Source organism: Candidatus Flexicrinis affinis (assembly GCA_016716525.1).
GTDB lineage: Bacteria > Chloroflexota > Anaerolineae > Aggregatilineales > Phototrophicaceae > Flexicrinis > Flexicrinis affinis.
Window position 1 is genome coordinate 1 of sequence record JADJWE010000003.1, and the last position, 12492, is coordinate 12492.

Below are 12492 nucleotides of genomic sequence, written 5' to 3' on the forward strand. Positions count from 1 at the left end.
GCCGGTCGACGGCAGTGCCAGCTAGCACATCGCCGGGCGTGACGCGCGTTCCGTCGATCAGCGCGTCGCGCTCCACGACCCCGACCACCGTACCGGCAAGAGTCGATCTCGCCGGGCTGGCTAGACGCCGGGCATCTCGGCGGTTTCGCCGCCGAGCAGCACTACACCGATCTCGCGGCACGCCTCCGCAACACCGCGCACAACTGTGGCGATCTGCTCGGCGTCGAGCTTGCTGCTGGCGACATAGTCCATGAAGAACAACGGGCGACCGCCTTGCACGAGGATGTCGTTGACGCAGTGGTTGACCAGATCGCGGCCGATCGTGTCCCAGCGGTTCATGCGCGCGGCGACCATCGTCAAATTGCCGACGCCGTCCGTGGACGACACGAGGATCGGCGCGGTCATCGCCTTGATCTCGCTGGCGTCGGCCTGCAAGCCGCCGAACGCGCCCATCTCGCTGAGTACGGCGCGGGTGTAGGTGCTGCGCACGTAGCCCTTCATCAGCTCGGTGGCGCGCGTGCCAGCGGTGATGTCCACCGCCCGCACGGGCATAGGCGGCCTGCGGCGGGCGTCCGATGTCGCGGCGGTACTGCATGCCGTCGAACTGCACCTGCGAGACGATGAAGTACGCCGTTTGCAGCGCGTCGTCCCAGCGTCGGTCCGACGGCGCTGACGGCCAACACGCGACCGCCGGCAGTCACCACCTGATGCCCTTGCAGAGCTGTGCCGGCGTGATAGATCTCGACCGACTCCGGGAAGCTGCGCCGGCAGTTGAATCGGGTCGCCGCGGCGCGGATCGGCCAGATAGTTGGCGGCAGCAAGGACGACGGTCGCACACACACGCCGTCCAGCCAACGCACCTGATCGCGGCGCAGCGTGCCGTCGATGCACGCCTCGAAGATGTCGAGCAGATCGCTGTCCAACAGCGGCAGAATGGCCTGCGTCTCCCGGGTCGCCAAAGCGGACGTTGAACTCAGCGTTCGCACGCCGTCGGGTGTCAGCATCAAGCCGGCGTACAGCACGCCAACGAATGGCGTCCCGCGCGCCGCCATGCCATCGACCGCTGGCTGAAGCACGCGCCGCACGATTTGATCGACCATCGTCTTCCGGGATATCCGGCACCGGCGCATACGCACCCATGCCGCCGGTATTCGCCGCGATCACCATCGCCAATCCGCTTGTGGTCGCGCGCGGGCGGCATCGGCACGACCGTCTTGCCATCGCAGAACGCCAGTACGGACAGTTCGGTCCGTCAATCGCTCCTCGATGATGACCGTCGCGCCGGCGGTGCCGAAGGGCCGAATCGCGCATCAGGTGTGTGACCGCCGCGGCCGCGTCGTCGCGGTCGTCGCACACGATCACGCCTTTGCCGGCGGCCAGCCCCGTCGGCCTTGACGACCACCGGGTGCTTACAGGTCTCCAAATAGCGCAGCGCAGCGACATAGTCGCTGAACGTCGCGTGCTCTGCGGTCGGGATGCCTACCTTGCGCATGAACTCCTTCGAGAACGCCTTGGACGACTCGAGCTGGGCGGCGGCTTTGGTCGGCCCGAAGGCGCGAATGCCTGCCGCTTGGAGCGAGTCGATCATTCCTTCGGCCAACGGGGCCTCCGGGCCCGACGACGACCAGACCGATCTGGCGGTGGCGTGCGAAGTCGATCAGCGCTGCGTGATCTTTCGGGTCAAGCTCGACGTTGGTGCCGAGCACGGCTGTTCCCGCATTGCCGGGCATGACGTAGAGCGCATCTACGCGGCTCGACCGGCGCAGCGCAACCGCAATCGCGTGTTCGCCCGCCGCTGCCAACAATCAATACGTTCACGGCGACCCCTGTCGCATTGGCTGCCTGATACACCCTATTTTAGCTGCGGCGGCGCACCGGTCATCGTTTATATGTGCGCTCCCGTGCCGCAATAACGGGGTTGTAGGGCAATCTTCCCGCAGATGGATCAGCTATGACGCAACTATCAGATCTGAAAGGTAAGTGGGCGCTGGTCACCGGCGCATCGGCGGGTTGGGCGAAGAGTTCGCGCGACAGATGTCCGCTGCCGGGACCAATCTCGTGCTCGTCGCCCGCCGCGAAGACCGGTTGAACGCTGTCGCGGACGAGCTCTCAAAGGCGCACGGCATCCAGACCAAAGTGATCGCCGCCGACCTCAGCCTGCCGGACGTGCCGCAAGCGATCTACGATCAGCTCCGTGCTGACGGTATCGGGGTCGACGTGTTGATCAGCAACGCCGGCTCCGGCCTGTACGGCAAGTTCACGGATATCGCATGGGAGCGCGAGCAGCAGATGCTCGACATCGATATTGCGACGGTGGTGCGCATGACACGTCTGTTCGTGCCGGATATGGTCGCGCGCAAATTCGGCTACGTGCTACAGGTCGCGTCGATCGGCGCGTTCCTCCCCAGCCCGCTGTACGCCCAGCTACTCGGCCGCCAAGGCATTCGTCCTCAGCTTCAGCGAAGCGATCAATTTCGAACTGCGCGGCAGCGGCGTAAGCGTCACGACCACCTGCCCGGGTGTGACTCGCACCGAGTTCCACGACGTCAGCGGCCAGCAGTACACGCTGTTCCAACGCTTCACGCTTATGGAGCCAGAGCCGTGCGTCCGCGCGTCGATTAACGCGATGCTGCGGCGGAAGGCGAGCATCGTGCCGGGTGTTCTGAACGCGCTGATGGTCTGGACCCTTCGCCTGACGCCGCGCCGCATGATGACGGCGCTGGCCCACCGTACGATGCAGTCAAACTAACGGCGAGTGGCAAGCGTATCGAGCGTCTGGGTTTTATGCCGAAGCGTCAATACCGATGCTCTCTGTTCGTATGTCTGATAACGAGCGGAGACGGAAAGAACTCGGTGTAGAATGGCGCTAGGAAGAGATCGAGGACTACGGTCATGAGCACGCTCGAACGCGAGATTATCGAGAAATTTCATCAACTTCACCCCGATGCCAAACGGCGTGTGCGTGCATTGATCGAGCAAGAGCTGCTGTCGACGCTGAGCAGGCTGATATGTCCTCATTCGACTTTGATGCGTGGTGGGCAGACATCGATGCGTTACAAGCCGACATTCGGTCGCGGATCGGCAAGACCGGAACTGTTGGCGCGCTTTCGCTGCTCGATGAACTGCGCGAGGAGCCTCTTGAGCGATATCGTTCTGGACTCAGGATCTTTCATCGCCAGCGTCTTTCCAGAAACACTCTCCACAAGCGCAGCAGCTTATCAAGTACCTGCAGGACGAGAACACGACGCTCCATGACCGGTTCTACTTCGATACGAATTTGTCGCAGTTTGTCGCAAGGCGGTTTTTCAAGGGCGCGTGACGGTTGAAGAAGGACTACGCGCGCGCGATAGACTGCTTGATTATCCCATCACCCTTCATTTCAACAGCGCGTTGCTCAAGCGGGGATACGAGTTGGCAGCGACGTATAACCGCCCCACCGCCTATGATGCACAATACCTCGCCGTGGCCGAACAACTTTCCTGCGCGTTTTGGACAGCCGACGAGCGTATGTTCAACGCGATGAAAGACCGGTTTCGAGCATTCATTGGCTGGGGAACTGGACGACAGCAACGTAATCACGCCATCGCCCGCCCACCGTACGATGCAGTCGAACCAACGCGCGCTGGGGCGCTGCCCCACACCCCGGCAGGAGTTTGCACTCCTGCACCCTCCTTACTCGCGATGAAATCGCAAATAAGAGTGTCCGGAGCAGCGAAAGCCCATTGGAAGAATCTCCTTTAGCCCCGCAACCGGCGGAAGACGCGCCGCAGCATCGACAGTTCTTCGAGGCGCAGAATCACACCCAGTGCCAGATAAGTCGCGCCGCAGGCGGCGAGGCTCAGGCCGACACCGACGATTTCGTTGAGCGTGTTGGTGCCGGAACAACGGGGCGAGCGCCTGCATCACGAGCAGGCCGATCGCCGCCATCCCCAGCGAGGCAACGAGGCCCCGCGCGAACGTGCCGATCAGCCGCTGGTTGGCGAACACCGGTCCGCGGCGCGTGAGCAATACGGCCGAGATGCTCGCGTGCGTGACGTGCCGACCGCGTCAGCCAGCATGAGTGCGTAGAGATCGAAGGTCGGGAACAGCAGCACGGCGGCGATCGCATAGACGATCAGACTGGCGACACCGACCAGCGCCGGAGTCAGCGTGTCCTGACGCGCATAGAACGCGTAGACCAGCAGCAGATCCCACGCGGCAAACGGCAGGCCGATCACGTACAGCCGCAGTGCCAGCGCGGTGATGCCGGTGTCGTACGGCGTGAACGCGCCGTGCTCGAACACGAGCTGAACGATCGGCACGGCCAGCACGGCCAGCGCCAGCGCCGCCGGCAGGATCAGCACGGTGGTCATGCGCAGGCCGAGGCCAAGCGTGTCGGCGAATGATTGGCCTTCCGGCGCATCACCGTCCCGTTCCGCGACGGCGGCGCGGCTGAGCGTCGGCAATACCGCCGCGCTGATCGCCGTTGCGACCAGACCCTGCGGGAACTGAATGAGCGTCGTCGCCCACTGCATGTAGTTGTTGCCATGATCGATCAGTGCGCGTGCCGCGAGGGCGTAGGTAAAGAACCGCGTGGTGATGAGATCGACGATCAGCGAGCCGATAACCGGCACGTACAGCCGGCCGATCCGGCGCAGCACCGGCGCCACCAGCGGATCGCGCCAGTGCAACGACAGGCGCAGTCTGCCGGACCGCAGGCCGTAAAAGCTGAAGCGCGAGCTGTGCCGCCGCCGCCGCAATCCACGCCACCGCCGCCGCTTCGATCTGGCGAGACCCGCCGAGGATCAACGTGACGGCCACCATCGTGCCGTTGAAGACCGCCGCGGCCAGCGCCGGATAGGTGAAGATGCGCAAGGCATACAGCGCGCCGCTGTACAAGGCGAACAAGCACATCAGCAGCAGTGCCGGCGCGGTCAGCCGGATCAGGCCGGCCGTCTCCTCCACCGTCGCCGCGTCACCGCCGATGATGCGCGCGATCGGGCGAGCACGACGACGGCCAGCGCCAGCACCACGATCCCGGCCAGCGCCGCCAACACGCGCCACAGGGATCGCGCCCGTGCTTCGAGTCGATCTCGCTGAGCACCGGCACGATGGCGCTGTTGACGTGGCCGGCGATCAGCAGATCGAACAGCGAACGAGTGACGAGTACGGCGTTATTGAACGCTTCGAGCGCCCGCGACGCGCCGAACAAGTTCGACAGGACCACCTCGCGGCCCAGGCCCAACACACGGCTGGCGATGTTCCCAGCGGCGATGATGGCCGATGCACGGGCGATAGACGGCGGTCGGGCGGACATGGGTGTTCGGCTTGGTGTCGGTGTTAGGGCGCGGCGCGGATGCGGGCGATCAGCGCGGTGGTGCTGCGCTCCGGCACAGGTCGATCAGCTCGACGCGCCCGCCGAGGTTTTCGACCAGCTCGCGCTCCGGGAAGCGGCTTGTCGTGATAGTCACCGCCTTTGACGTAGATGTCGGGCCGCAGCATCTCGATGACCGCGTTGGCCGTGTCCTCCTCGAATACGATGACGGCCGTGACTGGCTTGAGCGCATCGATCAGCGCGGCGCGTTCGACGGCGGGCGTGTACGGCCGCCCTCGCCTCTGAGCCGACGGGTCGACTCGTCGCCGTTGACGCCGACGAACAACGCGTCACCCAGGCGGCGGGCGGCCTGCAAATACTGGACGTGGCCGATGTGCAACAGGTCGAAATGGCCGTTGGTAAAGACGACCGAACGGCCGGTATCGGCGAAGGTGTTGCGCAGCAGGACGGCTTCGGGCAGGCTCAGGACAGGCATATCAGCGCCCCGAACCGGCCGGTCATGCCCTTCTCGGCACGGTGGCTGAAGAAGTCGTCGGTGCGCTCGGCGGTGCACACGCCCACAACTTCGATCCGTTCGACGCCAGCGTTGGCGAGGTCGCGCCGGTTGGCCTCCCACAGGTCGAAGTAGGCCGTGCCATCGGATGGATCGCGGCGGATCAGCCTGTCGATGTCGCCGAAATAGGTGTGTGCGGCGCGCACAACCTCCTCGCCAACCCCGGTAACGGCGCGGGCCGATGGAGGGCCCCACGCCGGCCTGCACGTCGGCGGGGTTGGTACCGTAGGCGTGAGTCATTGCGCGGATCAACGAGGAAGCCGCACCACGCACCGTGCCACGCCAGCCCGCGTGGGCAATACCGATCACCCCGCGCACCGTATCGACCGCGAGGATCGGCGTGCAGTCGGCGAAGCGCATGGTCAACACCACGTCGTGCCGGTCGGTGATCATGCCGTCCGCTTGCGCCAGCCAGCGCCGGTCGCGCGAGGGGCGCAGCACGCGCACCGTTTCGTTGCCGTGTACCTGCCACGTCGTCGTCATGCGCTGCGGGTCAACGCGCATCGCCTCCGCCATGATCTCGTGATTGCGCCGCACGTTGTCCTGCGAATCGCCGATGAATCCGCCCGTGTTGAGCGATCCGAACGGCTCCGGGCTGACGCCGCCGTGCCGCGTAAATACCGCGTGGGTCGTGCCTTCGAAACCGTCGAAGGTGTAATACGGCACCGGGCCGTCGATGCGCTGCATGAGGTTTCCTTTTGAACCGCACCGCGGCATTATAGCAAACGTTGGGCGGGGGTTCGCCCCTGTACACGCAGCTACAAGGACACGGTCATGCGTCGACTTCCTGCCGTGCTGACGATCGCCGCCGCCGCGATTGCGCTTACCCTGCTCGGGTTTCATCACGTCGCGTTCAACGGCCTGATCTTCGGCAAAGGCGATGCGTTCCATTACTTTACGCCGCTGTGGGCCGCGCGCGACGTGGCGCTGCGGTCATTCGACCTACCGATGTGGACGGATCAGGTGTTCATGGGCGTGCCACTGCTGGCCGACTCGCAGCTTGGCACCTTCTATCCGCCGAACTGGCTCACCGTGTGGCTGCCGGCGTGGGACGCGCTCAAGGTCAGCGTGCTGATTCATGTCGCGTGGGCAGCGGCTGGTGCGCTGGTGCTGGCCCGGCGCAGTGTAGGACTCGGCCTCGTTCCGGCGCTGGTCGCAGCGGCCGTGTTTGCGTTGGGTGGATACGTCGGCGCGCATGTCGAACAGATCAACCAGCTTCAGGGGATCGCGTGGATGCCGTGGGCGGCGGCGTGTTTTCTACCTCCAGCCAACAGTGCACAAAGTCGGGGCGGACGAATCGTCTCGCTGATCGCATTGGCGGGCGTTCTGGCGCTGATCGCCCTCAGCGGGCATACGCAAACGCTGTTCATCACCGGCGTGATGCTGGGCGTGTTGGCACTCGTCCCACGCGGTGAACGCGGCGCTCGGGACATGGCGGCGGGCATTGGCCTGCGCGTGGCCGGGTTGGCGGCAGCGGCGGCGATCGCGCTGGCGTTGGCCGCAGTACAGATTCTGCCGACACTGGAACTCACTGGCTTGAGCAACCGATCGGGCGGGTTTTCGGCGCTGGCGGCGATGGCGTTTAGCTGGAACCCGAACCTCGCCGCACGCGGCCTGCTGCCCAGCCTCGACGGGCAGGTGTTCGGTGAATATGTCGCGTATCTCGGCGTGTTCGGGCTGGGATTGGCGGTGTGGGGCGCGTTATATGGCCGCCGCGCGCGCTGGCCGTGGCTGATCCTCACGGTCGTCGGCGTCGTGCTGGCGCTGGGGCTGTACACGCCGATCTACTGGGTGCTTGCCGAACTGCCGGGCTTCAACCTGTTTCGCGTGCCGGCGCGTTGGCTGGCGTTCGTGGCGTTAGGCGGCGCGATGCTGGCCGGCCTCGGCGCGGACGCGCTGCTCAAGCGCACTGCCGCCAAGCCCAACCGCGGTCTGCTCGCCGCTGTCGGGTTGATCGCCGCGCTGGCCGTCTTGAGCGTATGGCGCGCGCCTGCCGCCGCGGCCGAAGTCGACGGATCAGCCAGCCCGACCGTCTCGACCATCCTATTCTGGGCGGCGGCCGGTCTGATGTTCGCCAACGTCGTGCTGCTCTCGCGGCAGACGGCGCGCCGTGGACTGCTGACCGTGCTGCTGGTGGGGATCACCGCCGGCGAACTGGCGATTGCCGCCACCAACATGCCGCATGCCGATCTGGTCGATCCAGCCGCGGCCAGCGACCCGCGGTTGACCGCGTATCAGATCGAGGCGGATGGCGGCGGACGGCTGTTGTCGATCTCCAACGGCTACTTCGACACGTACGACCACGACGCCCTGCTCGACTATTACGACTTGGTCGGCATGACCGAACGCGCGGCAAAGGCGGGACTGACCGCCGCCAAGCTGGAAGGAGTTACAGGCGCCGAATTTCCCACTGCTGTACGGCCTGTCGACCGCCGACGGCTTCGGCGGCGGGTTGGTGCCAACCGTGTACTACTCGGCGTTCTCGGCGCTGCTGCTGCCGGAAGGCGAGCCGCGTACGCAGGACGGACGGTTACGTGAGCTGCTCGCGCTGCCGGCGTGCCTCGGCGCGTGCGTGCCGGAGAATCGGTGGCTCGACCTCGCCGGCGTCAAATACCTCGTCCTCGACAAGACCGCCGACCGGTTCTACGACGACATCCAGTTCGACGTCAGCCTGCCGGTGCGCCTGTCCGGCGGAGGCACGTCGCAGTCCGGGTCGGTCAGTCCAACGTTCGCGGCCGATGAACTGCATGTGTTGCTCGCCGGCGACCCATCCAATCTGCGGGCGTGGTTCAATGTCCGCCCCACGGTCGAGATGACTCTCATTGACGCCCGCCAAGTCGACGACCGACTAACGTTGGCGCGCTTCACTGCCGCGCTGACATCCGTCGAAAGCGTCGCGCTCCGCAGCGATCGGAGGACATCACTGTGCGCGCTGCTACGCTTGTGGATACCCGTTCCGGCGCGTTCGACATGGTGCCGCTGGGCGGCTGGGACAAGCTGCTTTCAAGCGATATCAAGCTCTACCGGCGCCAGTCCGGCACGGTCGTGTGGCCATTCCTCGCCCGTGTCGACACCGTCCTGCCCGACTCGTGGGACGGCAGCGAGGCGGCCATCGAACGCATGCGCGATCCGGCTTTCGATCCGCTGACCGCCGCGGTCGTCCACGGCGCGCCGGACGATCTGGCTACGCCATCCGCCGACATCCCGGCCCTCAGCCGTGTCGTATCGTACACGAAGGCCGGCACCCACAGCGAAGCGACCGTCGTCAACACGGCGTCCGTGCCGCTGGCATTGGTGTTCAACACGGCCTACTTCCCGGGCTGGCAGGCAACCCTCGACGGCGCGGACACCCCCCTGTACCGCGCGGACATTATGTTCCAAGCGGTGATCATCCCGCCCGGCGAACACACGGTCACCGTCGACTACCGACCGCCGTGGGTTCGGCCACTGCTGGCCTTTGCAGCCTTCGCGTGGGCGGCGTGGATCCTTGCATTGTTCGCCACCGTTCGCCTCAGCAGACGCTAGAGCTGCGGGGCGCTGCCCCGAACCCCGCCAGAAGGCTTTCGCCCTCTAGACTCCCCATCCCGCGGATTGATCCCGCGTGCGGGATCAATCCGCAGATAGAGGTCAAGGGGTGCCAATCCCTTGTGGAGGTGCGGAGGCGAAGCCTTTGCCTGCAACCTACAACGCGTCGATATCGAGCAGTGGAATCACGTAGATGACAGGCTGTTCGTAGGGGTGTGCGGCGCGGATGGCGTCGACGACCGAACGGCCCTGCGAACGGGCACAAAAGGTCTCGATGCGCCACTCGTCAACGGCGTTGATCTGGCCGACCATGCCGACGTGCGGATTGGCATCTTCGGCCGGCTTGAAGCGCCCGCGCCCGGTATTGGTGAAGGCACAGTGGGTGTAACTGCCGATCTGTCCGCCGCCGGCGGACGCGATGGCGTCGAGCACGGCGTCGACGTGCGACTCCGGCACGGTGGTGACGATGTACAGATCGTCGGTCATGAGGTCTGTTCGCGGTGGGCGGGCTTCAGCGCGCGGTGGCGGAACAGGATTTGCCACACGCGCAGGGCGGCCTCGACCATGATGCGCGTATCCATCTTCGATGCGCCACGCTCGCGATCCGGGAAGTGGATCGGCACTTCGCCGAGCTTGTAGCCGAGGCGATGCGCGACGTAGGCCAGTTCGACCAGAAACACGTAGCCGTTCGACCGGATGCGCTCCAACCCGATGCCTTTGAGCGCCGATGCGCGCCACAGCCGGAAACCGCTGGTCGCGTCGTTGATCGGCAGGCCGAGGATCGTGCGGACGTAGATTCGGTTCGCCCACCAGCTCAGCAGTTTGCGGTGCGGGCCCCAATGCTCGTCGACGCTGCCGCCTTTGACGTAACGCGAGCCGATCACGACATCCGCGCCGGCGTTGACGGCGGCGAGCATGGACGGAATGTACTTGGGCTGGTGGCTGAAATCGGTGTCCATCTGCAGGACAAGCTCGGCGCCCTCGGCGATGGCGCGCTGGAATCCACCGATATACGCCGGACCCAACCCGCCCTTGCCGGGTTGTGCTGACGCTGACGCGCCCCGGCATTTCGGCGGCGAGTTCGTCGGCGATGCGGCCGGTACCGTCCGGCGAGTTGTCGTCCACGACGAGCACGTGCAGGTCGGGGATGTCGAGGCCGAGCAGGGCTTCGACCAGCAGGGCAAGGTTTTCGGCTTCGTTGTAGGTCGGCAGGACGACCGTCAGTTTGGGCATCACAGACTGCTTTGCGCGGACGACTGAATGGGGTGAAGTCTACGGGCCGCGCGGCATGCGCGCAAGATACGACCTGCCATCGCACGTCCGCCGCGATTCTTGCATGCCGTTTACAGACCTGTGCTATAACACTCCGCGATTCAGAACAGAACGGCATCACGAGACATTGAGGGGATACGGGCTATGACCGACGTGCCGGCCGAACAGACCACGTTCAATTTTCAGGCAGAGATTCAACAGCTTCTGCACATTTTGGTCCACGCGTTGTACACGGAGCGCGACATCTTCCTGCGCGAGCTGATCTCGAACGCAAGCGACGCGCTCAACCGCGCGCAGTTCGAGTCGCTCACCAACCGCGACATGCGCGATCAGGACGCCGAGTTGGCGATCCGCATCACCGTCGACGACGACGCGCGCACGGTCACGATCAGCGACACCGGCATCGGCATGACGCGTGACGACCTGATCAACAACCTCGGCGTGATCGCCCGCAGCGGCGCGCGCGCCTTCATCGACGCGCTCAAGGACGCCAAGGACGCCGAGACGGCCAAGAGCGTGATCGGGCAGTTCGGCGTCGGCTTCTACTCGGTGTTCATGGTCGCGGACAAGGTGCGCGTCGTGACGCAGAGCCACAAGGCCGACGAACCGGCGTGGGCGTGGGAGGCCGAGGGCGGCACCAACTTCACCATCGCTCCGGCGGAGCGCGCCCAGCGCGGCACGGACGTGATCGTCACGCTCAAGGACGACGCCGACGACTTCCTGCAGACGTGGAAGCTCAAGGACGTCATCCGCACCTACTCCGACACGATCAGCTTCCCGGTGTACGTCGGCGAGGACGCCGAGCCGACCAATCAGCGCATCGCCATCTGGCGGCAGGACCCGAAAGAGATCGAGGCGTCGAAGTACGACGAGTTCTACCGGTCGATGACCTTCGACTTTAACGGTTCGCAGAAGGTCATCCACATGCGCGCCGACGTGCCGCTGCAGTTCTACGCGCTGCTGTTTGTGCCGTCGAGCAATCAGCCGCCGATGTTCAGCCCGCGCAAACAGGTCGGGCTCAAGCTGTACGCCCGCAAGGTGCTCATTCAAGACTACTGCACGGACCTGCTGCCGGATTACCTGTCCCTTCCTGCACGGCGTGGTCGACAGCGAGGACATCCCGCTCAGCGTCAGCCGCGAGACCGTGCGCGCCAACGTGCTGATGGGCCAGCTCAAGAAGGCGATCACGCGGCGCGTGCTGGGCGACTTCAAGAAGATGGCGACATCCGACCGCGAGGCATGGATCAAGCTGTACGAGCAGTTCGGGCGCTTCCTCAAGCAAGGCGTCGCGCTGTCGCCGGAGGACAAGGACGATCTGCTGCCGCTGCTGCTGTTCCCGACCACCCACGACGGCAGCAAACAGCCGACCACGCTCAAGGAATACGCCGACCGGATGGTCGACAACCAGAGCGAGATCTACTACATCGTGGCCGACGACTTCCACAGCGCGCGGCGCAGCCCGCACCTCGAACCGTTCAGCAAGCGCGGGATCGAAGTGCTGATCCTGAGCGATCCGGTTGATCCGATCCTGCTCACCAACCTGTCCGAATTCGAGGGCAAGAAGCTGCGCTCGGTGGACGACGCCGAACTCGACCTGACTGACGTCGGCACGCCCGCCGAAGACGAGGAAGCCGCGCCCGAGCCGGTGGCTGAGGCCGACTTCGAGACCGGTGCGCAACCGCTTCGCCGAGCTGCTGGGCGAGCGTGTGAAGGGCGTGCGCGCCAGCAAGACGCTGGCCGGCGCGCCGGCGCGCCTCGTCAGCGACGACAACAGCGCCGACGCGCAGATGTTCCGCGTCAACCGCCTGCTGTCGCGCGAACCGCGCGA

The 12492-nt window shown here is 65.2% G+C and carries 10 protein-coding genes and 3 pseudogenes; 5 read left to right on the plus strand and 8 right to left on the minus strand.

Annotated features, from left to right (window positions below; all coding sequences use genetic code 11):
* Positions 1-552, minus strand: a pseudogene (locus IPM16_12185) (phosphoribosylformylglycinamidine cyclo-ligase).
* Positions 553-571: 19 nt separating this feature from the next.
* A pseudogene (gene purD, locus IPM16_12190) lies at positions 572-1818 on the minus strand (phosphoribosylamine--glycine ligase).
* 162 nt (positions 1819-1980) lie between these two features.
* Between purD and IPM16_12195 the strand changes: the two are divergent.
* Positions 1981-2622 carry an SDR family NAD(P)-dependent oxidoreductase gene (locus tag IPM16_12195; protein MBK9123862.1) on the plus strand — a complete coding sequence of 214 codons (642 nt, stop codon included), beginning with the start codon at positions 1981-1983 and terminating at the stop codon, positions 2620-2622.
* Positions 2623-2892: 270 nt separating this feature from the next.
* A complete protein-coding gene (locus IPM16_12200) occupies positions 2893-3255 on the plus strand; it encodes a hypothetical protein (GenBank protein MBK9123863.1) in 363 nt (120 codons plus the stop codon).
* A gap of 710 nt (positions 3256-3965) precedes the next feature.
* On the opposite strand, the gene IPM16_12205 is transcribed toward IPM16_12200, so the two are convergent.
* From IPM16_12205 to IPM16_12215, 3 genes are all read right to left on the minus strand, one after another.
* Positions 3966-4649: a hypothetical protein gene (locus IPM16_12205; protein ID MBK9123864.1), complete on the minus strand. Its 684-nt coding sequence runs from the start codon at positions 4647-4649 to the stop codon at positions 3966-3968.
* Positions 4650-4954: 305 nt separating this feature from the next.
* A complete protein-coding gene (locus IPM16_12210) occupies positions 4955-5296 on the minus strand; it encodes a hypothetical protein (GenBank protein MBK9123865.1) in 342 nt (113 codons plus the stop codon).
* A gap of 253 nt (positions 5297-5549) precedes the next feature.
* Positions 5550-6554: a laccase domain-containing protein gene (locus IPM16_12215; protein ID MBK9123866.1), complete on the minus strand. Its 1005-nt coding sequence runs from the start codon at positions 6552-6554 to the stop codon at positions 5550-5552.
* Positions 6555-6641: 87 nt separating this feature from the next.
* Here IPM16_12215 and IPM16_12220 point away from each other — a divergent pair, with 87 nt between their 5' ends.
* A complete protein-coding gene (locus IPM16_12220) occupies positions 6642-8405 on the plus strand; it encodes a hypothetical protein (protein MBK9123867.1) in 1764 nt (587 codons plus the stop codon).
* Here the strand turns inward: IPM16_12220 and IPM16_12225 are convergent.
* A complete protein-coding gene (locus tag IPM16_12225; protein ID MBK9123868.1) occupies positions 8398-8616 on the minus strand; it encodes a hypothetical protein in 219 nt (72 codons plus the stop codon). The two genes, IPM16_12220 and IPM16_12225, sit on opposite strands and share 8 nt — an antisense overlap.
* Positions 8617-8792: 176 nt before the next feature.
* On the opposite strand from IPM16_12225, the gene IPM16_12230 reads away from it, so the two are divergent.
* Positions 8793-9392, plus strand: a complete 600-nt coding sequence (locus tag IPM16_12230; protein MBK9123869.1) for a YfhO family protein — start codon at positions 8793-8795, stop codon at positions 9390-9392.
* Between the two features lie 156 nt (positions 9393-9548).
* Here IPM16_12230 and IPM16_12235 read toward each other — a convergent pair whose 3' ends face one another.
* Together IPM16_12235 and IPM16_12240 are read right to left on the minus strand one after the other, a co-directional pair.
* Positions 9549-9878 carry a hypothetical protein gene (locus IPM16_12235; GenBank protein ID MBK9123870.1) on the minus strand — a complete coding sequence of 110 codons (330 nt, stop codon included), beginning with the start codon at positions 9876-9878 and terminating at the stop codon, positions 9549-9551.
* A pseudogene (locus IPM16_12240) lies at positions 9875-10625 on the minus strand (polyprenol monophosphomannose synthase). Before IPM16_12240 ends, IPM16_12235 begins: the two are co-directional and overlap by 4 nt.
* Before the next feature lie 183 nt (positions 10626-10808).
* Here IPM16_12240 and htpG point away from each other — a divergent pair.
* Entirely contained in the window at positions 10809-12185 is a 1377-nt protein-coding gene (gene htpG, locus IPM16_12245; protein MBK9123871.1) for a molecular chaperone HtpG, read from the plus strand.
* The last annotated feature ends 307 nt before the right edge of the window (positions 12186-12492 follow it).

Excerpts from the sequence above, each read along its gene's own strand:
- IPM16_12235 (MBK9123870.1), bottom strand. The coding sequence starts at position 9,878 with ATGACCGACGATCTGTACATCGTCACCACCGTGCCGGAGTCGCACGTC.
- IPM16_12200 (MBK9123863.1), top strand. The coding sequence starts at position 2,893 with ATGAGCACGCTCGAACGCGAGATTATCGAGAAATTTCATCAACTTCAC.
- IPM16_12225 (MBK9123868.1), bottom strand. The coding sequence starts at position 8,616 with ATGCAGTTCATCGGCCGCGAACGTTGGACTGACCGACCCGGACTGCGA.
- IPM16_12210 (MBK9123865.1), bottom strand. The coding sequence starts at position 5,296 with ATGTCCGCCCGACCGCCGTCTATCGCCCGTGCATCGGCCATCATCGCC.
- IPM16_12215 (MBK9123866.1), bottom strand. The coding sequence starts at position 6,554 with ATGCAGCGCATCGACGGCCCGGTGCCGTATTACACCTTCGACGGTTTC.
- htpG (MBK9123871.1), top strand. The coding sequence starts at position 10,809 with ATGACCGACGTGCCGGCCGAACAGACCACGTTCAATTTTCAGGCAGAG.
- IPM16_12220 (MBK9123867.1), top strand. The coding sequence starts at position 6,642 with ATGCGTCGACTTCCTGCCGTGCTGACGATCGCCGCCGCCGCGATTGCG.